The organism is Streptomyces sp. NPDC014864 (genome assembly GCF_043081525.1).
Lineage (GTDB): Bacteria > Actinomycetota > Actinomycetes > Streptomycetales > Streptomycetaceae > Streptomyces.
In genome coordinates, this window is record NZ_JBIBWT010000010.1 from 36,997 (window position 1) to 59,030 (window position 22,034).

Annotated in this window: 19 protein-coding genes and 1 pseudogene; 10 read left to right on the top strand and 10 right to left on the bottom strand. The window is 74.3% G+C overall.

Annotated features, from left to right (window positions below):
• Positions 1 to 181: 181 nt before the first annotated feature.
• Together ACF1A5_RS19460 and ACF1A5_RS19465 are read left to right on the top strand one after the other, a co-directional pair.
• On the top strand, positions 182 to 3,130 hold the full coding sequence (locus ACF1A5_RS19460) for a BTAD domain-containing putative transcriptional regulator (RefSeq protein WP_392194296.1): 2,949 nt from the start codon (positions 182 to 184) through the stop codon (positions 3,128 to 3,130).
• Between the two features lie 205 nt (positions 3,131 to 3,335).
• Positions 3,336 to 3,515: a hypothetical protein gene (locus ACF1A5_RS19465; protein WP_392194098.1), complete on the top strand. Its 180-nt coding sequence runs from the start codon at positions 3,336 to 3,338 to the stop codon at positions 3,513 to 3,515.
• 131 nt (positions 3,516 to 3,646) lie between these two features.
• Here the strand turns inward: ACF1A5_RS19465 and ACF1A5_RS19470 are convergent, their stop codons facing one another.
• The 3 genes from ACF1A5_RS19470 to ACF1A5_RS19480 all read right to left on the bottom strand — a co-directional run bounded on the left by ACF1A5_RS19470 (position 3,647) and on the right by ACF1A5_RS19480 (position 7,592).
• Positions 3,647 to 4,231 carry a hypothetical protein gene (locus ACF1A5_RS19470; protein ID WP_392194099.1) on the bottom strand — a complete coding sequence of 195 codons (585 nt, stop codon included), beginning with the start codon at positions 4,229 to 4,231 and terminating at the stop codon, positions 3,647 to 3,649.
• A gap of 101 nt (positions 4,232 to 4,332) precedes the next feature.
• On the bottom strand, positions 4,333 to 6,672 hold the full coding sequence (locus ACF1A5_RS19475; RefSeq protein WP_392194100.1) for a PQQ-binding-like beta-propeller repeat protein: 2,340 nt from the start codon (positions 6,670 to 6,672) through the stop codon (positions 4,333 to 4,335).
• 191 nt (positions 6,673 to 6,863) lie between these two features.
• Positions 6,864 to 7,592 carry a VOC family protein gene (locus ACF1A5_RS19480; RefSeq protein ID WP_392194101.1) on the bottom strand — a complete coding sequence of 243 codons (729 nt, stop codon included), beginning with the start codon at positions 7,590 to 7,592 and terminating at the stop codon, positions 6,864 to 6,866.
• A gap of 134 nt (positions 7,593 to 7,726) precedes the next feature.
• On the opposite strand from ACF1A5_RS19480, the gene ACF1A5_RS19485 reads away from it, so the two are divergent.
• Positions 7,727 to 8,362 (top strand): TetR family transcriptional regulator, encoded by a 636-nt coding sequence (locus ACF1A5_RS19485; RefSeq protein WP_392194297.1) that lies wholly within the window; start codon positions 7,727 to 7,729, stop codon positions 8,360 to 8,362.
• A 107-nt stretch (positions 8,363 to 8,469) separates the two neighbouring features.
• Here the strand turns inward: ACF1A5_RS19485 and ACF1A5_RS19490 are convergent, their stop codons facing one another.
• The gene (locus ACF1A5_RS19490; RefSeq protein WP_392194102.1) at positions 8,470 to 8,922 is read right to left on the bottom strand and encodes an Lrp/AsnC family transcriptional regulator; all 453 of its coding nucleotides are present in this window, start codon (positions 8,920 to 8,922) and stop codon (positions 8,470 to 8,472) included.
• An 82-nt stretch (positions 8,923 to 9,004) separates the two neighbouring features.
• Between ACF1A5_RS19490 and ACF1A5_RS19495 the strand changes: the two genes are divergently transcribed.
• Together ACF1A5_RS19495 and ACF1A5_RS19500 are read left to right on the top strand one after the other, a co-directional pair.
• Positions 9,005 to 9,628, top strand: a complete 624-nt coding sequence (locus ACF1A5_RS19495; protein ID WP_392194103.1) for a LysE family translocator — start codon at positions 9,005 to 9,007, stop codon at positions 9,626 to 9,628.
• A 167-nt stretch (positions 9,629 to 9,795) separates the two neighbouring features.
• Complete coding sequence (locus ACF1A5_RS19500; protein WP_392194104.1) at positions 9,796 to 10,461, top strand: pyridoxal 5'-phosphate synthase; 666 nt, start codon at positions 9,796 to 9,798, stop codon at positions 10,459 to 10,461.
• A gap of 119 nt (positions 10,462 to 10,580) precedes the next feature.
• On the opposite strand, the gene ACF1A5_RS19505 is transcribed toward ACF1A5_RS19500, so the two are convergent.
• Together ACF1A5_RS19505 and ACF1A5_RS19510 are read right to left on the bottom strand one after the other, a co-directional pair.
• On the bottom strand, positions 10,581 to 11,441 hold the full coding sequence (locus ACF1A5_RS19505; protein WP_392194105.1) for a GNAT family N-acetyltransferase: 861 nt from the start codon (positions 11,439 to 11,441) through the stop codon (positions 10,581 to 10,583).
• Positions 11,442 to 11,480: 39 nt separating this feature from the next.
• A complete protein-coding gene (locus tag ACF1A5_RS19510; protein WP_392194106.1) occupies positions 11,481 to 12,212 on the bottom strand; it encodes a GNAT family N-acetyltransferase in 732 nt (243 codons plus the stop codon).
• A 149-nt stretch (positions 12,213 to 12,361) separates the two neighbouring features.
• On the opposite strand from ACF1A5_RS19510, the gene ACF1A5_RS19515 reads away from it, so the two are divergent.
• On the top strand, positions 12,362 to 13,576 hold the full coding sequence (locus ACF1A5_RS19515; protein WP_392194107.1) for a flavin-containing monooxygenase: 1,215 nt from the start codon (positions 12,362 to 12,364) through the stop codon (positions 13,574 to 13,576).
• A gap of 152 nt (positions 13,577 to 13,728) precedes the next feature.
• Here ACF1A5_RS19515 and ACF1A5_RS19520 read toward each other — a convergent pair whose 3' ends face one another.
• Positions 13,729 to 15,072, bottom strand: coding sequence for an MFS transporter (locus ACF1A5_RS19520; protein WP_392194108.1), 1,344 nt, complete (start codon positions 15,070 to 15,072; stop codon positions 13,729 to 13,731).
• A 71-nt stretch (positions 15,073 to 15,143) separates the two neighbouring features.
• On the opposite strand from ACF1A5_RS19520, the gene ACF1A5_RS19525 reads away from it, so the two are divergent.
• Complete coding sequence (locus ACF1A5_RS19525; protein ID WP_392194109.1) at positions 15,144 to 16,139, top strand: GlxA family transcriptional regulator; 996 nt, start codon at positions 15,144 to 15,146, stop codon at positions 16,137 to 16,139.
• A gap of 647 nt (positions 16,140 to 16,786) precedes the next feature.
• On the opposite strand, the gene ACF1A5_RS19530 is transcribed toward ACF1A5_RS19525, so the two are convergent.
• On the bottom strand, positions 16,787 to 17,254 hold the full coding sequence (locus tag ACF1A5_RS19530; RefSeq protein WP_392194298.1) for an ATP-binding protein: 468 nt from the start codon (positions 17,252 to 17,254) through the stop codon (positions 16,787 to 16,789).
• Between the two features lie 1,050 nt (positions 17,255 to 18,304).
• Between ACF1A5_RS19530 and ACF1A5_RS19535 the strand changes: the two are divergent.
• Positions 18,305 to 18,612 (top strand): annotated as a pseudogene (locus tag ACF1A5_RS19535) (cyclohexanecarboxylate-CoA ligase); the annotation flags it as partial.
• Here the strand turns inward: ACF1A5_RS19535 and ACF1A5_RS19540 are convergent.
• Complete coding sequence (locus tag ACF1A5_RS19540) at positions 18,591 to 19,103, bottom strand: EF-hand domain-containing protein (protein WP_392194299.1); 513 nt, start codon at positions 19,101 to 19,103, stop codon at positions 18,591 to 18,593. The pseudogene ACF1A5_RS19535 and the gene ACF1A5_RS19540 overlap by 22 nt on opposite strands.
• Before the next feature lie 212 nt (positions 19,104 to 19,315).
• Positions 19,316 to 19,684, bottom strand: a complete 369-nt coding sequence (locus tag ACF1A5_RS19545) for an STAS domain-containing protein (RefSeq protein ID WP_392194110.1) — start codon at positions 19,682 to 19,684, stop codon at positions 19,316 to 19,318.
• A gap of 456 nt (positions 19,685 to 20,140) precedes the next feature.
• Between ACF1A5_RS19545 and ACF1A5_RS19550 the strand changes: the two genes are divergently transcribed.
• Both ACF1A5_RS19550 and ACF1A5_RS19555 read left to right on the top strand, forming a co-directional pair.
• On the top strand, positions 20,141 to 20,722 hold the full coding sequence (locus ACF1A5_RS19550; protein WP_392194111.1) for a sigma-70 family RNA polymerase sigma factor: 582 nt from the start codon (positions 20,141 to 20,143) through the stop codon (positions 20,720 to 20,722).
• Positions 20,719 to 21,996, top strand: coding sequence for a zf-HC2 domain-containing protein (locus ACF1A5_RS19555; RefSeq protein ID WP_392194112.1), 1,278 nt, complete (start codon positions 20,719 to 20,721; stop codon positions 21,994 to 21,996). The genes ACF1A5_RS19550 and ACF1A5_RS19555 overlap by 4 nt, the downstream gene beginning before the upstream one ends.
• Positions 21,997 to 22,034 lie beyond the last annotated feature (38 nt).

A 22,034-nucleotide genomic window follows, 5' to 3' on the forward strand; every position in this document is an offset into this window, starting at 1 on the left:
GCGGACTTGACGCTCAGGGGCACGGCCGCGGGTGCGGAGAGTATGTGTGGGGGTTGTGGACTCCCGTGTGCCGCCCTGTGATCGGCCTCGCGGGCGGCTGACGCATCCGGCGTGAACAAGGCAGACTGACGTGGTCGGTCAGGATGGCTAGGGGGACGGCATGGACGGTGTACCGCGAGCCGTGGACGGTGTGCCGCGCGTACCGGAGCAGCGGCGTCCCGGCTCCCCGGCGGAGCCGGACCGGCTGCGCTTCAGCGTGCTCGGACCCGTGCGCGCCTGGCGCGGCGACACGCCGCTGGCCACCGGATCCCCCCAGCAACGCGCCCTGCTCGCGGCCCTGTTGCTGCGCGAAGGCCGCACCGCGACCGCGGCCGAGCTGATCGACGCGGTGTGGGGTGAGGAGCCGCCGTCGCAGGCCCTGGCGGCGGTACGGACGTACGCCTCCCGGCTGCGCAAGGCCCTGGACGCCGGGGTGCTGGTCAGCGAGTCGGGCGGGTACGCGGTGCGGGGCCTGGGCGAGGGAGCGCTGGACCTGGCGGCGGCGCAGGACTGGGTGGCCGAGGCGGAGAAGGCCCGGTCCGGCGGCGACCTGGGCCGCGCCCGGGACCTGCTGAACCGTGCGCTGGACCGCTGGGACGGGGAGCCGCTGGCCGGGGTGCCGGGGCCGTACGCCCAGGCACAGCGGGTCCGCCTGGAGGAGTGGCGCCTGCAACTGCTGGAGTCCCGCCTGGACATGGACCTGGAGCAGGGCTGCCACGCGGAGGCGGTGTCGGAGCTGACGGCGCTGACGGCGGCCCATCCCCTGCGCGAGCGGCTGCGCGAACTGCTGATGCTCGCGCTGTACCGCAGCGGCCGGCAGGCGGAGGCACTCGCCGTCTACGCGGACACCCGCAGGCTGCTCGCCGACGAGCTGGGCGTGGACCCGCGTCCGGGCCTGCGCGAGCTCCAGCAGCGGATCCTCCAGGCGGACCCGGCCCTCGCGGAGCCCTCCTCCCCGGTGGCCGAGCCCGCCGTGGTGCCGGTCCGCCCGGCCCAGCTCCCGGCCACCGTGCCCGACTTCACCGGCCGGGCGTCCTTGGTGACCGAGCTGAGCGAGGTGCTGGCGTCGGCCAAGGGCCGGGTGATGGCGGTCTCGGCGCTCGCCGGGATCGGCGGCGTCGGCAAGACGACGCTGGCGGTGCACATGGCCCACCGGTCGCGCGCCGCCTTCCCGGACGGCCAGCTCTACGTCGACCTCCAGGGCGCCGGGCCGCGCGCGGCGGATCCGGAGACCGTGCTGGGCTCCTTCCTGCGGGCGCTGGGCACCGCGGACTCCGCGATCCCCGACTCGCTCCAGGAGCGGGCAGCGCTGTACCGCTCGGTCCTGGACGGCCGTCGGGTGCTCGTGCTGCTGGACAACGCACGGGACGCGGCACAGGTGCGGCCCCTGCTGCCGGGCACGGACGGCTGCGCGGCGCTGGTGACGTCCCGGGTGCGGATGGTGGACCTGGCGGGCGCGCACCTGGTCGACCTGGACGTGATGTCCCCGGACGAGGCGCTGGAGCTGTTCACCCGGATCGTCGGCGAGGAGCGGGTGGCCGCCGAGCGGGAGGCATCCCTGGACGTGGTGGCGGCCTGCGGCTTCCTGCCGCTGGCCATCCGCATCGCCGCCTCCCGCCTGGCCGCCCGCCGCACCTGGACGGTGTCGGTACTCGCGGCCAAGCTCGCCGACGAGCGGCGCCGCCTGGACGAGCTCCAGGCCGGGGACCTGGCGGTGAAGGCGACCTTCGAACTGGGCTACGGCCAGTTGGAGCCGGCCCAGGCCCGCGCCTTCCGCCTGCTGGGCCTGGCGGACGGCCCGGACATCTCCCTGGCGGCCGCCGCGGCCGTACTGGACCTGCCCACGGAGGAGACCGAGGACCTGCTGGAGTCCCTCGTCGACACCTCCCTGCTGGAGTCGGCGGCGCCCGGCCGCTACCGGTTCCACGACCTGGTCCGCCTGTACGCGCGCGCCTGCGCGGAGCGGGACGAGCACCCGCCGAGCGAGCGGGACGCGGCGCTCGCGCGGCTGCTGGACTTCTACCTGGCGACGGCCGCGGGGGTGTACGCCATCGAGCGGCCCGGCGACCGGCTGGTGGACCACCTGGAGGCCGCGGAGTACCCCGGTCTGGTCTTCGAGGACCGGCACCGGGCGCAGGACTGGCTGTACGCGGAGGCCGTCTCCCTGCTCGCCTGCGTCCGCCAGTCCACCCGGTCAGGCTTCCTCAGGCGCGCCGTCGACACCCTCTGGGCGGCCGTCGACCTCGCCGAGTCGGGCACCAACTCCAAGGCCTACGAGGGGGTCGCGGCGGCACTGCGGGACGCGGCGGCACGGGCCGCCGACCCGCGCGCCGAGGCGCGGGCCCTGATCATGACCGCCTACGTCCACCACATCACCGGCCGCTTCGACCTGGCGGTGCGGGCCGCCGAGCGGGCGGCGGAGCTCAGCACCGGCGCCGATCCGCTGGCGGCCTGCTGGGCGTACAACACCCTCGGCGTGATCGCGCTCTACCAGAACCGGTACGACGACGGCGAGGCGCAACTCACCCGCGCCATCGCGGGGTTCCGCGCCTGCCTGGACCGGCCGGGCGAGGCGAGCGCGCTGTGCAACCTCTCGCGCATCCACCTGGCGACCGGGCGCACGCACAGCGCGGTGTCCCTGGCCCAGCAGGGCGCCGACACGTACGACGACATGGGGCACGCGCTCAAGGGCGCCAACGGCCGTTACGCGCTGGGCCTGGCGCTCACCGAGAGCGGACGGCACGGGGAGGCCGCGGCACGGCTGCAGGAGGCGCTGGCGGTGTTCCGGGACAGCCGGCAGCAACTGTGGGAGGGCATGGCCCTGTTCCGGCTGGCCGAGGTCGATCTGGCCGCGCAGCGCCCGGCGCAGGCGGCGGCGAACGCCGAGACGGCGCTCAGCGTGCTGCGGGACATCGGCGGCGACTGGCGGCGGGGCAACGCGCTCGTCGTCCTCGGCCGCGCCCTGCACGACATCGGCCACATCGGCCGGGCCCAGGTGTGCTGGCGTGAGTCGCTGGGCCTGTTCGAGGCGCTGGGCGCGCCCGAGGCCGCGGCCGTGCGCGCCCTGCTCGCCCCGCTGGCCGTGGCCTGAGCAGGCCCGACGGGGCGTTCATCATTCGTTTATCGCCGCCCGGCAGTCTCGGACATGTCGAACCGTCGCGTCGGGGGGCAGACGGGACGACCGGTGGCCGTGCCATAGGGTGAACGGCCCCGAGTTGCCCGGCCGGCGGCCCACGGGGGAGTTGCCGGCCGGGCGCTCGACGACAGATCAGGAACCGCACGGGGAGGCAGTCGACATGAGCGACGAGAACACCACGGACAACATCCACGCGACCGACACCAAGTCGGGCACCGTCAGCACGAACAACATCCACGCCACCAGCGAGCCGCTGAGCGGCAAGAACCCGCTCACGGCGGACGAGGGCACCGGCGAGGCCACCACGGACAACATCCACGCCACGGACGAGCCCGCCTGACCCGACTGCCCCCAGGGGGACGGCCGCGGGAGCACGGAGGGGAGCCGCCGCGGCCGCACGACGCCGCCCGCACCGCGCAAGACGGTGCGGGCGGCACGTCGTTCATACGGCCGGACAGGTCCTGGAGCCCGTCAGGACGTGGCCGGGGCGGCCGGGTCCAGGGCGCAGTGGTCGGTCCGGGCGACCCGGTCGTCACCCGGCAGCGGTACCCGCACCGTCACCTTCCCGTACGCGGGCACCTCGGCCTCCGCCGTCCGGGAGACGATCTCGTCGTTCCCGGCGTCCCGGAAACTCACGGTGACGGCGAACGTGCCGTCGGAGCCGTTGGGACTGGTGACCTCGACGGTCGCGTACGGCGCCTTCGGGGTGGCGCAGCTCACCAGCCTCGCCGTGGCGTCCCGCAGGGCCGGCGTGCTCGTACCGCTGCCGCCACCCTGGTCGTCGTCCGTGTCGTACCGGTCCCGGTGGGAGCCGGAGCCGTACGACCCGCCGTAGGACCCGCCGGAGGAGTCGTCCGTGCCGTCGTCCTTGGAGACGCCGCCGGTGGTGGACGACGAACTGTCGTGGTCCTGACTGGAACTGCTGCAGCCGCCCGAGCCGCCGCTGTGGTAGCCGTGTCCGTGGCCGTGCCCGCGCCCCGACGAGAAACCCGTCAGGGAGAGGACCACCAGCGCCGACACCGCCGTGAGCCTGAGCGTGTGCCCCCGTGATCGCATGGCCCCACCCTACGAGCCGCCTGTCACGGGCATGTCACTGCGCGGCGACCGCCCCGCACCGGGGGCGGCGGCCGCCGCCGTCGCCCCGCCGCCGGCCCGGGTCAGGTCGTGCGGGCCGTGCCCGTCCCCTTCTCCGCGTCCAGCGCGTACACGCACCGGTCCTTGCTGCACGCGTACACCACCCCGTCCCTGACCACCGGTGAGCCGGTGATCTCGCCGCCGGTGGCGAGCTTCCAGCGCAGCCGGCCGTCGTCGGCCTTGAGGGTGTACAGCAGGTGGTCGGTGGAGCCGAAGTGGATACGGCCCTCGGCGACCGCCGGGGAGCCGACGATCTCGCCGCCCGCCTGGAAGCGCCACTTGGGCGTGCCGGTCACCGCGTCCAGGGTGTACAGGCCCTTGCCGCTGCCGACGTGGACGTGGCCCGCGGCCACCAGGACCGGATCGATCCCGGCGCGGGACTCGGTGGCGATGCGCCAGCGGTCGCGGCCGTCGGTGGCGTCCAGGGCGTAGACCGTGCCGAGGTAGTCGGCCAGGTACACACCGCCGCCGGTCACCGCGGGCCCCGGCGCGAAGGCGGGCGGGCACAGGAACACCGCCGGGGCCTCGAAGTGCCAGCGCACCCGGCCGCTCGCCACGTCGAGGGCGAGGACCCGGGTACCGGCCGAGACGTACACGTAGCCGTCCGGGGCCGGAGTCAGCCGCACCGGGACTCCGCCGCAGGAGGCGGCGTCGCCGATCGGGTAGGACCATCGCTCCTCACCCGTGCGGGCCTCCAGGGCGCGCAGCCGGGCGTCCTGCCAGACGTAGACCGTGCCGTCGTGGACGAGGGGGCCGGCCTCCGGCGACTCGAAGTCGCTCTGGGCGCCCGTCAGCTCCCACAGCTTCTGACCGCTCGCGGCCTCCCAGCCCTGGACGCCGCCGCCCCTGGTGCCGGTGACGACCGTGCCCCGGTCGGCCTTGAGCGAGTACACCCAGGCGTCCGTCTGGAGCCGCCACAGGTCGGCGCCCTCCCGGGCGTCCAGGGCGAACAGGGTGGGCCCGTCGGAGGCGTGCACCCTGCCGTCCGCGACCGCCATCGACCAGGCCACGTCCCGCGTCTTGAAGCGGCGGCGGCCGGTGGCCACGTCCAGGGCGTGCACCTCGAAGGAGGTGACGTAGACGAGGTCGTCGGCGACGGCCGGGGTCCCCCACACGTCGTTGGACATGCGGAAGCGCCAGGGCCGCCAGCCGGTGGCGGTCTCCGGGGGCGCGGCGGGCACGGCCGGTACGGCGGGGTCGGCGCCGTTGACGCCGGGGCGGGGCCGGGACCAGGTGGCGGCGAGGCCGGCCTCCGGCGGGGGCGCCTTGACGGCGGCGGCGCGGGCGTCGGCGACCCGCGGCCCGGGGCCGATGGGGACCTGGGCACCGGCCAGCCGCACCGGGCCGGACTCGGGGGCGGGCGCCGGGGCGGGCACGGGCGCCGGGACGACCGGGTCGTGCGGCGGCGGGGGCGGCACATGGGCCCGGCCGCCGCTGCGGGGCCCGGCGGCGGGCCGCGCGGCCGGACGGCCGCCGCGGCGGCCCTCGATGAGAGCCACCGCCTTCTCCGGCAGCCAGGCCGAGGCGGTACCGCTGTCGTCGGAGCCGGAGCCGAAGAGGTGGGGGGCCAGCTGGGCCTGGAGGTCGGCGGGCGAGGGCCGCCCGGGGGCCTCCATCTGCATGCAGGACTCGATCAGCGGGCGCAGCTCGTCCGGCAGACCCTCCAGGTCCGGGCCCTCCCTCAGCAGCATGAACACCGTCTCGACCGGGTTGGCCCCGTGGTACGGGGCGTGCCCGGTGGCCGCGAAGACGAGCGTCGAGCCGAGCGAGAAGACGTCGCTGGCGCCCGTCACGCTGCGGGAGTCCTTGGCCTGCTCGGGGGACATGTAGGCGGGCGTGCCCACGGCGACGTTCGTCATGGTCAGCCGGGTGTTGGAGACGCCGGAGGCGATGCCGAAGTCGATCACCCGGGGGCCGTCCTCGACGACGAGGACGTTGGAGGGCTTCAGGTCCCGGTGGACCAGCCCGGCCCCGTGGATGGACTGGAGCGCCTCCGCCACGCCCGCCGCGAGCCAGCGCACCGCCTGGGCCGGGAGGGGCCCGCACTCGGTCACTATCTCCTCGAGGGAGGGCGCCGGGACGTACGCGGTGGCCAGCCACGGCACGGCGGCACGCGGGTCGGCGTCGACGACCGCGGCCGTGTAGAAGCCGGAGACCGCGCGGGCGGCCTCCACCTCGCGTGTGAAGCGCACCCGGAACAACTGGTCCTCGGCCAGCTCGGTGCGGACCGTCTTGATCGCCACGCGCCGGCCGGACGCCGAGCGCGCGAGATAGACCAGCCCCATGCCGCCGGCCCCCAGCCGTCCCAGCACCTCGAACGGCCCGATCCGCCGCGGATCGTGCTGTGTCAGCTGATCCACCACTTGCCTGCCACCTCCCCGTACGAGCCGCGCCACCCACATATGTACGCGACCGAAGTGCAGCGTCTCACCACCACACCGCCGCGGCGGCACGCACCCCGATTCTTCCTGGCCCGGGCACTGGTTGCGAACCCTGCGACGAATCGGGATGTCCTGCCGCAAATCCCCCCACTTTCCCCGGTGAGGGGCGGCCCTCACCTCTCCAGCAGGGCGAAGGACGCCCCCTGATTGTCGACGACGACGGCCACGGTTCCGTAGGACGTCTCGAAGTGCGGCACCTGCACCCGCCCGCCGAGCCGCTGGACGGCGCCGAGGGCGCCGGCGCGGTCCGCCACCCGGAAGTGCACCAGGAAGTGGGGCGGCATCTCGGGCGGGAAGACGTCGGTGACGGGGGCACGGCCGAAGTCGGGCCTGGCGTCCGGCCCGAAGAGGGCCTCGTGGAAGACGTCGCCGTAGAAGGCGTTGGCGGTGTCGGTGTCGCGGGCGTACAACTGGGCCCAGGCGAAGGTGCCCGGCTCGTGCCGCCGGCCGAAGCCGGGAAGGCCGGCCGGTTCCCACAGGCCGAAGGCGGCGCCCTCCGGGTCGACGGCCAGCGCGGCCGTGCCGAGGCCGTCGACGGCCACGGGCGGCAACACGAGCTGCCCGCCCCGCACCCGGATGCGCCGGGCCAGGGCACGGACGTCCGGGGTGGCGAAGTACACGGTCCAGACGGTGGGCATCCGGCCGTCCGACTTGGGCGAGAGCGCGGCGACGCGCTCACCGTCCAGGAGGGCCCACACATAGCCCTCGGGCGCCTCCTCCTCGTCGAAGGTCCACCCGAAGAGCTCACCGTAGAAGCGCCGGCCCGCGCCGACGTCGGCGAGTTGCGCGTCCACCCAGCAGGGGACGCCCTCCGCGTATGCGGATGCCCTGTTTTCGGCCATACCGTCAACGTAACCGGCTCCCCCGCAGGCCGCAGACCAGGCACACCAGGCTTTCCGAGCCCGTGCACCCCATTTGCAGTCGGCCGAATCGCGCTCCCATCACCCCTCGGTAAGCTGACGTCATGACAGGACAAGTGCGTACCGTCGACGGCCGCGTGGCCGGTCGGCGTGGGCAGGCGACCCGGCAGAAGCTGCTCGACTGCCTCAGAGAGATGCTCAGCTCCTCCCCGTACCGCGACGTCAAAGTCATCGATGTCGCCCGGAAGGCGGGCACTTCGCCCGCGACCTTCTACCAGTACTTCCCGGACGTCGAGGGCGCCGTCCTGGAGATCGCCGAGCAAGTGGCCGCCGAGGGAGCCGGGTTGACCGACCTGCTCGAAGGGCGGTCGTGGGTCGGCAAGGCCGGCTGGCAGACGGCCCAGGAACTCGTCGACGGATTCCTGGACTTCTGGCGCCGCAACGACGCGATCCTGCGCGTGGTCGACCTCGGGGCCGCCGAGGGCGACAAGCGCTTCTACAAGCTCCGCATGAAGATTCTGAACTCGGTGAACAACTCCCTCGCGGACGCGGTCGCCGAACTCCAGTCCAAGGGACGGGTCGACAAGGACGTGAACCCGGCGGCGATCGCCGGTTCGCTGGTCACCATGCTCGCCGCGGTCGCCTCGCACCAGAAGGGCTTCACCTCCTGGGGCGTGAAACAGGCCGAACTGAAGCCCAACCTGGCGCTGCTGGTGCACCTGGGCGTCACCGGCCGGAAGCCGACGCGGTAGCCCGCGGCACGGCTCCGGCCTCCTTTTTTCCACGCCCCAAGTCCTGTCAGGCAGGCGGCGGTCCACCCGGGTGGACCGCCGCCTGTCGCGCTGTGGGGCCCCCTTCGCTACGCGGGCAGGGGCCGGTCCCTGACGACGTGCTTCATCACCAGGGTGGAGGTCAGCCGCTGCACACCCGGCAGCGTCGCCAGCCGTTCGTCGTACAGGCGCTGGAAGGCGGCGAGGTCGGCGGTGGCCACCCGCAGCAGGTAGTCCGGGTCGCCGAAGAGCCGCTGCGCCTCCAGCACGTGCTCCACCTCGCTCACCGCCCGCTCGAACTCGGCGACCGTGTCGCGGTCCTCCTGGCGCATGGAGACGAAGACCAGCGCCTCGAAGGTCAGGCCCACGGCGGCCGGATCCACCACGGCCCGGTAGCCGCGCACGGCCCCCGACCGCTCCAGCTCCCGCAACCGGCGATGGCACGGCGAGACGCTCAGCCGCACCCGCCCGGCCAGCTCGGTCACGGTCAGCCGCCCGTCCTGCTGCAGCTCGGCAAGAATCTTCCGGTCCACGTCGTCCATGAGGAAGATTCTCCCTCGCTCATCGCCGTTTTGAGCAAACTTAAGAAACACTTTCGGGACAATCGCGCCTAATGTCCCTACCATGCACTACGGACCGCTGCTCTCCTTCCTCGCCGTCGACCTGCTGCTGGTCTGCGTACCGGGCGCCGACTGGGCGTACGCGATCGGCGCCGGGCTCAGGAACCGCTCGGTCGCGGTGGCGGTGGGAGGCCTGGTCGCCGGCTATGCCCTGCACACCGTGCTGGCGGTGGCCGGTCTCGCGGTCCTGGTCGCCGGCTCCCCTCGGCTGCTCACCGCCCTCACCGTGGCGGGCGCCGGATATCTGGTGTGGCTGGGGTGGGGCGTGCTGCGCTCCCCTGCCGCGCCCGGTGCGGCCGAGGAGCGGCTCGGCGCGACCGGCCCCCGTGTCTTCCTGCGGGGCGCCACGATCAGCGGCCTGAACCCCAAGGGGCTGCTGCTGTACCTCTCCGTCCTGCCCCAGTTCCTCGTCACGCGGGACGCGCCCGTGCCCGTACCCGTGCAGACCGCCGTCCTCGGCCTGCTGCACATGGCGTGCTGCGCGGCCGTCTACCTGACGGTCGGCACGCTGGCCCGCGCGCTCCTGCGCGCCCGGCCGTCGACGGCCCGCGCGGTGACCCGGACGTCGGGGGCGGCGATGCTGGGGATCGGCGCGTTCCTGCTGGTGGAGCGACTGGCGACGCTGTAGCCGCGCCCACGGCCCCGCGCCGGCCCGGGCCCGCGGCTGCGGGGAGGAGCGGGCGAGCGCCGGGTCCGCCGCCCGGACGGCTCGCTGCCCCGGGCGGCGGTGGCGTCCGGGGCCGGGGGGCCCGCCCGTCGGGGACGTGGTGTCGGGGCGTGACCGATACTCGGGGGATGGAGACGGAGCTGCACGAGTTGCTGAGGTCGCTGCGGGTGTGGGACCCGGAGGTCACCGAGTTGGCGTCGTTCGACCCCGGGGCCGTACCCGCGGACCCGCTGCCCCTGTTCGAGACGTGGTTCGCCGAGGCGGTGGCCGCCGGGGAGCGGGAGCCGCACACCATGTCCCTGGCCACCGCCGACGCGGAGGGCCGGCCGGACGTCCGGATCGTGGTGCTGCACGGCGCCGACGAGAGCGGGTGGTCCTTCGGGACGCACGCCGGCAGCCGCAAGGGCCGCCAGCTCGCGGCCCGCCCGCAGGCGGCGCTCGCCTTCTACTGGCCGCTCCAGGGCCGTCAGGTCCGGGTGCGCGGGCCGGTCGCCCCGGCGCCGGCCGAGGAGTCCCGGACGGATCTGCACGCCCGCTCGACCGGAGCGCTGGCCGCCGCCCTCACCGGCCACCAGAGCGACGTGCTCGGCTCACTGGAGGAGCTGCGGCAGGCGTCCGAGGCGGCCTGGGAGCGGGCCCGGAGCGAGCCGGGCGCCGAGGTGCCGTCGTGGACCCTGTTCCACCTCAGGCCCGAGGAGGTGGAGTTCTTCCAGGGCGAGGCCCGGCGCCGGCACGTCCGCCTGCGCTACCGCCGCGCCGGGGAGGGCTGGAGGCACGAGCTGCTGTGGCCCTGACCTCGCGCCGATCGGCCCTGCCACGGTGGTCCCTGCCCGAGCGACCTCCGCGCCGATGATCCCGGACCAGGTGCCCCCGCCCAGGTGACCTCAGCCCCCGCCCGCCGGAGGGGCACGGCTCACGCGAAGGCGTACACCGCGAAGTCCGAGACCGGCCGGTAGCCGATCCTCAGGTACAGCCCGTTGCTGGTCGGGTTGGCGAGGTCGGTGAACAGCAGCACCTCGTCGGCCCCCGAGGCCAGGGCGCCCCGGGTGACCTCCGCCGTCACCGCGCCCGCACAGCCCCGGCCCCGCAGCCCGGCCGGGGTGTACACCGCGAGCACCCGCACCTGCCCGGCGACCTTCGGGGCGGTTCCGGCCATGGCGGCGGGCGTGCCGTCGGGCAGCTCCCAGAGCATGAGGTCCTTGTTCTCGACCCGCTCGTCCGCCCAGTCCCCCAGGTCACGGCCGGCCGGCTCGCCGACCTCGGCGCAGAACTCCGCGTACCACCGGGCCAGCAGCTCCCGGTCCTGCGCGCCCGCCACCCTCGCCCGGCCCGGCGGGACCGGCTCCGGCACGGTCAACTCGCCCAGCCGGTACAGCCGCATCCGCCGGTGGAGGGCCGCCTCGGCGCCGGTGCGGCGCTGCCAGGCCGCGGCGAAAGCGGCGGCGGTGTCGCGGTCGGCGTTGACCCCTGGCAGGGCGCGCCCCGAGGCGGCCAGCCGCCCGGCCAGCGCGTCGGCCTCCTCCTCGGTGAGGGAGGTGAGCACGAGCGGATGGGGCGGGGTGCGGAAGAAGGCGGCCCGCACGGTCCCCTCGCCGCGCAGCACGCCGAACTCGGGTGCGCCGTCGCCGTAGAGGTGCACTCCGCGGGCGCGCAGACTCTCCGTCACGGTCAGCTGCACGGTGTGCTGCGCGGGCCGCGCGCGGAGGAAGTCGCCCGCGAGCGCGAGGAATTCGTCGAGAGCGCCGGTCAGGTACCAGTCGTCGCCGGAAGTCATGCCCCATGGTGCCGCCCCCAGTCGGCCGTCGCCTCCGAATTACGGCGCCTCCGGCCGGCTCTCCGGCTCCGGGTCCGTGGCGAGGCGCGCGTGCAGGTGGGCGTCGCGGAACGCGTCCCGCCGCCCCGCCGCGAAGACCGAGCCGCGCATCGTCCCCTCGTACCGGAACCCGCACTTCTCCGCGACCCGGCAGGACACCTCGTGGCCCACCGCGTGGTTCAACTCCAGCCGGTGAAGTCCCAGTTCGTGGTGCCCCCAGCGGGCGACGAGGCCCAGTGCCCGGGTGGCCACGCCCTGCCCGCGTGCCTCGGGGAGCACCCAGTACCCGAGCGTGGCGGCACCCAGGGCGTACCTGATGTCGGTGGCCCCGATGTGCCCGAGCGTCGCACCGCTCTCCGCGTCCGCGATCAGGAACGACACGCTCGTCCCCTCCGAGGCACGTCCTGCCCGCACCCGGAGCGAGTCACGGGCGGCCGTCCCGTCCGTGATCGGGGTGAGCGGCGTGTTCCAGCGCGCGAACTCGGGGTCGGTGAGTCCGCGCAGCCACGCCTCGACGTCGGCGTCGGAGTCCGGGTCCCAGGGGCGCAACCGCAGGCCCCGGCCTGCCAGCCGTATGGACGAGAGGTTCGGGGAGTCACTGAGCTCGGCGGTCACCGCCTCATTGAACTCCCCGGCCGCGCGGAACACCACCGCCGGCGGCCGCCCGGCCCGCAGTTCTCCGGCCACCGCCTCCTCGGTCATCGTCCTTGGTTCATCGGTGAGTTCGGCCACGGTGGCGGCATACGGCGTCCGGCGCGGCCGCACAAGCGGTGGCCGGTGTCATCGCTCCCGCACACTCTCCCCACAGGCGTGATCAATCCGCAACCAATTCCGGTCTTGACCGAGACCCATCAACGGGTTGCGTGATTACGCTCGCGACCATGACCGACTCCTCCGTATCCGTCCTCTCCGGCGCTCCGCAACCCGCCGACCGCCCCGTCTACGTCATAGGGGGCGGCCCGGGCGGGCTCGCCGCCGCGTACGCGCTGCGCGCCCGGGGGATACGCGCCGTCGTCCTGGAGCGGTCCGACCGGGTCGGGGCGTCCTGGCGGCGTCACTACGACCGGCTGCGCCTGCACACCACCCGGCGCCTGTCGGCCCTGCCGGGTCTGGCGATGCCCCGCCGGTTCGGGCGCTGGGTCGCCCGGGACGACGTGGTGCGCTACCTGGAGAAGTACGCCGAGCACCACGAACTGGAGATCGTGACCGGCGTCGAGGTCTCCCGCGTCGAGCGCCTGCCCGACGGCAGCGGCTGGCTGCTGCGCGCCTCCGGCGGCCGGGAGCTGACCGGCGGCGCGGTCGTCGTCGCCACCGGCTTCAACCACACGCCGCGCGTGCCCGACTGGCCCGGAAGAGACACCTACACCGGCGAGTTCCTGCACGCGTCCGCGTACCGCGACGCCGGGCCCTACGCGGGCCGTGACGTCCTCGTCGTCGGCGTCGGCAACACCGGCGCCGAGATCGCCGTGGACCTGGTGGAGGGCGGGGCCGCCCGGGTCCGGCTGTCCGTGCGCACCGCGCCGCACATCGTGCGCCGGTCGACCGCCGGGTGGGCCGCGCAGTACACGGGAATCGTGGTACGACGGCTGCCGGTCGGGCTCGTCGACCGGCTGGCCCGGCCGCTGGCGAGGCTGAGCGTGCCGGACCTCTCGGCGCACGGCCTGCCGCGCCCGGAGACCGGCCTGTACTCCCGTGTCACGGAGGGCGCGATCCCGGTCCAGGACGTGGGCCTCGTCGACGCGGTGCGCTCCGGGAAGGTCGAGGTGGTCGCCGCCGTGGATGCCTTCGACGAGGGCAAGGTCGTCCTCGCCGACGGCAGCCGGATCGGACCGGACGCCGTCGTCGCGGCGACCGGGTACGTCCGCGGCCTGGAGGACCTCGTCGGCCATCTCGGCGTGCTGGACGGCCGCGGCCGGCCGTCCGCCCACGGCCCCCGCGCCCCGCACGGCGCGCCCGGCCTGTACTTCACCGGCTTCACCAATCCCATCAGCGGCATGTTCCGCGAGCTGGCGATCGACGCGGAGAGGATCGCCAGGGCGGTCGCACGGGAGAACGCGCGCAGCGGCGGCGGCCGAGTGTCCCGCCTGCCGGCCTGAGAACCCGCCCGCCCGTCACCGGCGCCGGTCTCTCCGGGGCCGGGGCCGCCGTGCCCGGTTCCGCCGGCGCCCTCCTTTCGGAGCAGGCCCGCTCCGGGCGGCGGTGCCTTCCGAGGGCCCCGCGCCCGGGGCGGGATCCGAGGAGAGGCCCTTCAGGCCAGGACCGGCGCGAGGGTCGCCGGGCGGCGGCGGATCACCAGGGCCATCAGGGCGGCCACCGCGCACAGCGCTCCCGAGGCGTACCAGACCATGTCGTAGGAGCCGAAGACGTCCCGGGCGGCGCCGCCGAGGAAGGCGACGAGGGCGGCGCCGACCTGGTGGGAGGCGAGCACCCAGCCGAAGACGATCGCGCTGTCCTCGCCGTACTGCTCCCGGCACAGGGCGAGAGTGGGCGGGACGGTGGCGACCCAGTCGAGGCCGTAGAAGACGATGAAGAAGATCATCGGCGGGTGCACCGAGGGGGCCAGCAGCATCGGCAGGAACAGCAGTGAGACGCCCCGCAGCGCGTAGTACACCGCGAGCAGACGGCGCGGCTCGAAGCGGTCGGTGAACCAGCCCGAGGCGATGGTGCCGACCACGTCGAACACCCCGATGACGGCGAGCAGCGAGGCGGCCGCGGTGATGGGCATGCCGTGGTCGTGGGCGGCCGGCACGAAGTGGGTCTGGATGAGGCCGTTGGTGGACGCCCCGCAGATCGCGAACGTGCCCGCGAGCAGCCAGAACGGCCCGGTGCGGACCGCCGAGGACAGCACGGTGAGCGTGCGCCGCGCCACGCCGGTCACGGGCTCCGGCCGGGGGACGAACCGCGTCGCGCCGTACGGCTTCAGGCCCAGGTCCGCCGGATGGTCGCGCAGCAGCAGCCAGACGAAGGGGACGACCACGAGGGCGGCCAGGGCCACCGTCACCGCGGCCGGGCGCCAGCCGTGGCTCTCGACCGTCCAGGACAGCACGGGCAGGAAGATCAGCTGACCGGAGGCGGCCGCAGCGGTGAGGATGCCGCTGACCAGGCCCCGGCGCTCGGTGAACCAGCGGTTGGTGACCGTCGCCGCGAACGCCAGCGCCATCGCGCCGGTGCCGAGGCCGACCAGCAGCCCCCAGCAGAGCAGGAGTTGCCAGGCCGCCGTCATCCACACGGTGGCGCCGGAACCCACGGCGATGACCACGAGCGCCACGGCGACCACCCGGCGGATGCCGAAGCGGTCCATCAGCGCGGCGGCGAAGGGCGCGGTGATCCCGTACAGCGCGAGGTTGACCGAGACGGCGGCGCCGATCGTGCCGCGCGACCAGCCGAACTCCTGGTGCAGGGGGTCGAGGAGCAGGCCCGGCAGGGAGCGGAAGGCGGCCGCGCCGAGGATCGTCACGAAGGTGACGGCGGCGACGAACCAGGCCCGGTGGACGCGGGACGGCCTCCGGTCGGGCCGGGGGGCGGATGTTTCGGCGGCCGCGGGTTCCGCCGTTGCGGCTCCCGTGGCCGCGGATTGCGTTGTCTGGGTCACGTCATCGAGCCTCCGATGTTCCGTCCCTCCGATCGAGTGGCCCGGAGGACAGTGTTCGTTAGGATCGGGCCATGGATACGGTCACCGGTTCCGGCCCCCACCGCGTCGTCGTCCTCGCCCTCGACGGACTGCTCCCGTTCGAGCTGGGCATCCCGCACCGGGTCTTCGGGCGGCCCCAGGACGCGGCGGGACGGCCGCTGTACGAGGTGGTCACCTGCTCCGTGCGCCCGCCGGGGCCGGTGGAGACTGACGCCGACTTCGCCGTGCACGTCCCGAACGGGCCGGAGATCCTGGCCACCGCCGACACCGTGGTCGTCCCGGCCTCGTACGAGCTCGGCCCGGTCTTCGAGGAGGGTGTGCTCACCGGCGAACTGGCCGCCGCCCTCGCGCACATACGGCCCGGCACCCGGCTCGCCTCCATCTGCACGGGCGTCTACGTCCTCGCCGCGGGCGGATACCTCGACGGCCGCCCCGCGACCACGCACTGGGCCGACGCCGGCCGCTTCCAGCGGATGTTCCCCCGGATCAGGGTGGACGCGGGCGTGCTGTTCATCGACGACGGCGACGTGCTGACCTCGGCGGGCGTCGCCGCCGGGATCGACCTGTGCCTGCACATGGTGCGCCGTGACCACGGCACCGCGGTCGCCAACGAAGTGGCCCGGCGGATGGTCGTGCCGCCGCACCGCGACGGCGGGCAGGCGCAGTTCATCGAGCGACCGGTGCCCGACCCGCAGCAGGCGACCACCACCACGGCCCGGGCGTGGGCGCTGGGCCGGCTGCACGAGCCGATCCAGCTGCGCGAGATGGCCGCCCAGGAGTCCATGTCGGTGCGCACGTTCACCCGGCGCTTCCGCGAGGAGGTCGGGGTCAGCCCCGGGCAGTGGATCACCCAGCAGCGGGTGGAGCGGGCACGGCACCTGCTGGAGTCCACCGGCCTGTCCGTCGACCAGGTGGCCCGGGACTGCGGTTTCGGCACGGCCCAGTCGATGCGCCAGCATCTGCAGGCGGCGCTCGGGGTGACGCCGACGGCGTACCGGCGGACGTTCCGGGCGGCCGTCAGAACGTGAGCACGGCGTGTGCCACGCGCCCCGCCTCCGCGCCGCCCCGGGGCGTCTCGACGTCGACCACTGTCCGCCCGCCATCGTGGACACGTCGTGGGGAGGCGGAGGTTTCCGGGCCGGAACGGGAAGCCCGAGAAGTTGTCCACAGCCTGTGGAAAAGAGGGCCGCTCCGCGTTTCCGCCGTCGGCGACGCCCGAGCCGTTCGTCGGCGCGACGGGCACACCGCTCGCACCGGCGGCCGTTCTTCGGGGCGGCCATCGACGCGACCTCCGGGGCAGCGCGGCGAGTCCGGGTGGCGGCGCGCTGTGCCCGCCCCGAGCACGGCACCCCGCGCCACCATCCGGCTCCGGCGCACCGATCCCCGCCCCCCTCGGCCCTGAAGGGACCGGTCGACGCCGACGCACGACTCACACTCGCCGAGGGCCTCCGTCACGCGGGCCCTCGTCGTCCCCTCACGGCGAATCGCTGTCCCCAAGCGTGATCAAGCGCGCACGTCCCGTCAACAGTCACGAGGGGATTTGCCCGTTGCGTCCGCTTCACAGCGGCCGCGCACGGAAGCATCTCCCGGCGCACGGTCCACCCACCGGCCGCACTGACAGCGCTTTCCGCAACGGTGGAACCGGCCTTCCGCCCCGGCGCGCCCCGTCACCGCCTCAGACGGCTTCGTACGCCAGCCCGTCGTACGCGGGGACCTCGCTGCCGCGGCGTCTGCGCATCACACCCTGGGCGGAGGGTGCGCAGCGGTCGAGTTCGCACCAGATGCGCTTGCCGGCCCCCTCGCGGCTCCAGCCCCAGCGGTCGGCCAGGCCGTCGACGAGGGCGAGCCCGCGGCCGCCGGTGGCGTCGTCGTCCGCGCAGCGGGGCACGGGGGCGCGGGTGCTGGTGTCGGCCACCTCCAGGCGGACCGTGGCCGCCTCGGCCGCCCCTCCGGGCAGCGACAGCCGCAGCACGGCCGGGCAGCCGGTGTGCACCACGGCGTTGGTGACCAGTTCGGAGACGAGCAGGATCAGTGTCTCGGCGAGCGGCTCGTCGACCTCTATGCCCGACCCGGCGAGCCGGGAGCGGGCCCACTTCCGGGCTCGCCCGACCTCCGTGGGGTCGGGCCGGATCTCCAGCTGCACTTGAAGCACCTGCACCGCTCACACCATCCGAACCGGCGGACACATAGCCTCGCGCCACACGAGGGCCACGATCGTAGCCATTTTCTGCATGGCCAGAACAACGGCCAGAGCAAGGGTCACGGAACGTGACTCCCTTGCGAGACAGCATGGTTGACGTACTGTCACCGCTACAAGCGCTTCGGGCATATTCCCGCGCGAAGGGGTACTCGTGCGGCATACTGTGCGACGCTCGTCGCGGGAAGTCGAACGGAGGGGCGGCGAAGGCCGCCCGACCTCGCGAACAGGCCCGCGCACCGCCTGATCCGGCGCCGCCTCAGGGGCCGCACCGGGATGGCTCATTCTCGGAACCACTCGCATTGCACACAAGGTACCCGAGCCGGGCGGCGACTCCAGGACGTGACGAGTCACACCTAGGACACAACCCGATATCAACGCTCTGTAATTCCGGTATGCCACGATCCGTGACATTCGATCCGCCGCGTCCGGGTCACCGCAGCCCAGGGCCCCTTCACCCCGCTCCGGACACCGGATCGACTGCGGACAGTTCCTCACTCTCCGTCACACCGCCGCCACGGTGGGGCCGCGCCCAGGCCGGCTCCAGCGGTGGATGGGTCTCGCTTTCCCAGGTGAAGCGCATGCCGCCGTGCGCCGGAGGCAGTCGGGGACCCGCGCACGACGGACCCGCGGGCGGGCAGCCGGGCACGCGGCGACGTCCACGAGGTCGGCGGTGAGGACGGCCGCGCAGCCAGCGACCCGGGGCCGTCTCCGTCCGGATCAGCCGGCCCGCGCGCGGGTGCCGCACGGCCCGGGGGGCCCCGATCGGCCGACCGAACTGCTCACGCGCCCGGGCGTGTTGCACGGCCGGCCCGGCACGCCGTCGAGGCCGTGCCGAACTGCCCGGCGGCGACCGGCACAGCCGCGGGCTGATCGTCGGTCAGGAGGGCGGCCGGGACATGGGCGCCACCAGGCCGGATGAGCACGTCCCGCACGCCCTGGGAGCCGGCGGCCCCGCCGCGCCGTCTTCGCCCACAGCGGGGACGTCGTCATCCGCGGGGGCGGGACATCTCCGTGGAAGAGATCGAGGACCTGCCGCACCGGCACCCGGCGGCCGGGGACGCGGCCGTGATCGCACTGCCGGACCCGGAGTGCGAGGAGCGGGTCCGCGCGGTGGTGGAGCAGCCGCCACGAGCGCCGGAGTTGAGGCTCGACGCGGAGACGTCGTACCTCCGCGCGCAAGGGCTGTCGGTCCGCACGTCGCCGGAGCCGCTGGAGGCGGTGGACGCCCTTGCGCGGGGCGGGACCCGCGCAAGGCGCTCAAGTACGGGCTGTGCGAGCCTTATTCGGGCACGGTGAAGTAGCGCGCGAACGCGGGCACGACCTCCTGCTCGCCCACCTTGCCGTCCCCGTCGGTGTCCAGGGAGGCGGCGATCGCCCGGGCTCCGTCCTCGGGGACGCCGAGGACTCTGAGGACCCGTACGGCGTCCTCGACGGTGGCGGCCCCGTCCCCGTCGGGGTCGGCGACGGCCAGGGCCGCGTGCAGGAAGGGGCGGGCGATCTCCGCGAACCGGTCGGGGTTGTCACGCAGGCGCTTGACCGCGCCGCCGACGAACTCCTCCCGGGTGATGCGCTGATCGCCGTCGCGGTCGGCCATTCCGGCCATGCCCTGCCAGAAGGCCTCCGCCCCGGCGTACAGTGCCTGGCCCTTGTCGGACCGGGCGGGGGTGGCGAACTCGGCGAGCAGCGCCTTGGCCGCCACGCTGAAGTCCTCGCGGTCGATCGTGCCGTTGCCGTCCTGGTCGAAGGTGGCGAACCGGGCCGCGATCCTGCGCTCGTACTCGCTGCTGACCATCTCTTCTCTGGCCGCCTTACGTGTGGGGTGCATCTGGCAGGGAGCGTACGACGCCGAGGACCGTCCGCGGACGGGAAACCGATGGTTGTGCCAACTCCGGGGGAATTTCGGGACACCGCCGGGGGAATTTCCGGACATTGATGCGGCACGGAGCACCGGCGGGCCGACCGCCGGGCGGCCGCGCGGCGGGTGAGGGACTCGTGGACGGCGGCTCAGGCCGACAGCGGCTCCTCGTCCACCGCCGCCGCGAGGTCCGGGTAGACGTCGAACAGGCGCCGGACGCCGAGGGCGCCGAGCACGCGGTTGACGTGGGAGCCGTCGACGGCTCCGCGGGCCGGCAGGATCAGGCGCAGCCGGCCCTGGCAGGAGCGGAACAGGCGGCGGGCGGCGATGAGGACGCCGACGCCGCTGGAGTCGCAGAAGAAGACCTCGGACAGGTCGAGGACGAGATGGTGGCGCCCCTGGGCCACCGCGTCGTGCACCCGCTGACGCAGCACGGGTGAGGTCACCAGGTCCAGTTCCCCCGAGACCCGGAGCACACCCCACTCACCTTGTTCGTCATCCGTCACCTTGAACGTCACGGTCCGTCCTCCGCTCGCCGGAACTTACCCGGAACCGCCCGGAACGGAAGCAGTTCCTACGCTTCTTTTCGCGCGGCTGCCCAGCGGCCGTTCCCCCAAACTCCTTGAGGCAAACCGGTGAAGGTCAACTAAGGTCTTGTTTCGGTCACCTTCGATCGTGTTCGATCGTGCTTGGTCGGAAAGTGCAGGGGTAGGCGAGACGGACGATATGAGCCGCGCGGACGTCCCCACAACCGGGACCGCACCCCCGCAGACCCCTACCACCTGCGGCTCACCGGGGGGCGCACATTGCCACAAAGGGGCGTGCGCTGTCGGACGTGCCGACTACATTCGACAAGACGGCAGGAACACGGTGGACACGTTGGACACGGAGAGACGGAACGGGGCGACAGCACGGCACGACCGACACAACGGTCGTAACGGATATGACGGACATTAAGGGCGTAAGGGGGCCGTATGGCGAAGCAGGACGCACCGCCCCGCTGGGACCGCAAGATGCAGCAGCGGCTCGCACGCGGTGAGGCGGCCGCCCTCGGCGAGCTCTACGACCGCTACGCCACGCTGGTGCACGGCCTCGCCCACCGCGTGCTCGGCGACGAGCACGCCGCCGACACCATCACCCGCGAGGTCTTCGCCCACGTCTGGGAACACCCCGACGCCTACGACCCCAAGCAGGGCCCGCTGCGCTCCTGGGTCGCCGCGCTGACCCACCGGCTCGCCGTGCGGCGGCTGCGCACCACCGAGACCGCCGCGCTGGCCCGGGGCGGCCACGGATCGCCGGAGGAGCTGGAGCACAAGGTGCGCCGCGCCTCGGCCGCCGCCCGGGCCGACTACATCGTCCACTCCATGCCCGCGCCGCTGCGCGCCGCGCTGGAACTGGCCTACTTCCAGCGCCGCGACTACCGCCAGACCGCCACCGACCTCGGTGTCACCGAGGACGAGGCCCGCCGCCGGCTCCGTCTCGGCCTCCAGCTCCTGTCCACCGCCCACCACGCCGGAGCGCCCGGGGCACCGCCGGAGTACGGGGGTGCGGCGTGAGCGGGCCGCCCGAGGGTCCCCAGGGCCGCGGCGGTCCCGAGCCGGGCGGGCCGCCCCGCATCCCGATGCCCCGCGCCTCCGTCGAGGACGGCGAGCGGCCGCTGCCCCCGCCGCCGGTGCCGGCCGGGCCGGAGGCGCCCCCGGCGGACCGGCGCGCGCCGCTCGTGCTGGAGCACCACGTCCTGAAGTCGCTCCTCGGCGCCTGGGCGCTGGCCGCCTGCTCGCCGCAGGAGGCGGCCGCCGTGGAGGAGCACCTCGGCGAGTGCGGCGGCTGCGCGGAGGAGGCGCTGCGGCTGCGGGACGCCGTCGGACTGCTCCACCCGTCCGAGAGCCTGGACCTCGATCCGGGGCTGCGCACCCGCGTCCTGCGGGAGTGCCTGGACCGGCGGCCGCCGCGCATCCCGGTGCCCGAGTGGGCGGCGCCCTACGACGCCGAGACGGCGCGGCTGGACGCGCTGCTCCAGGACATCGGGGACTCCGAGTGGCACGCGCCGGTGCGGCTGCGGTGGTTCGAGCACGAGGAGACGGTGGACCGCCGTACCACCGTCGCCGGGGTCATCGCGCATCTGCTGTGCGTCGACGGGCTGGTCGCCGCGGCGCTCGGGCTGGACGACCCGCTGGGCGACCTCGCGACGGCCGCTCCCGGACCCACGGAGCGCACCGAGACGTACTGGCGGACCGCACACCTCCCGCCCACCCGGGACGTCCGGGCGCCGTGGCGGGAGCAGTCGCACGCCCTGGTGCGGACGGTGTCCTTCACCGACGGCACCGCCGGGAAGGCGGCGGTGGGGTACGGCGACTTCGAGCTGCCGCTGCGCGACGCGATGCTGGACCGGGCCTTCGAGTGCTGGGTGCACGCGGAGGACATCGCGGAGGCGGTGGACTACCCGTACGCGCCGCCGGCGCCGCGGCATCTGCACCGCATGATCGACCTCGCCACCCGGATGCTGCCCGTCGCGCTGGCCGCGCGGCGGCAGGCGGGTCTGGCCGCACCGGCGTCCACCCGCCACCTCGTGCCCGCGGGCGAACCCGGGCGCAGTCTGCGGCTGGAGATCGAGGGGCTGGGCGGCGGCGAGTGGCTGATCCCGCTGGACGCGCCGGGAGCGGCGGGCTCCGCGGACCACGAGGTGGCCCATGTCGCCCTGGACGGCGTGGAGTTCTGCCGGCTCGCGGCGGGGCACGTGGCCCCGCAGGAGGCGGCGGCCGGACAGGTCGGCGACCGGCAGGCCATCAGGGACGTGCTGTACGCCGCGGCGTCGCTCAGCCGCCTGTAGTCGCGGCTCCCGGCGGACCGGCGGGAGCCGCGAGCAGG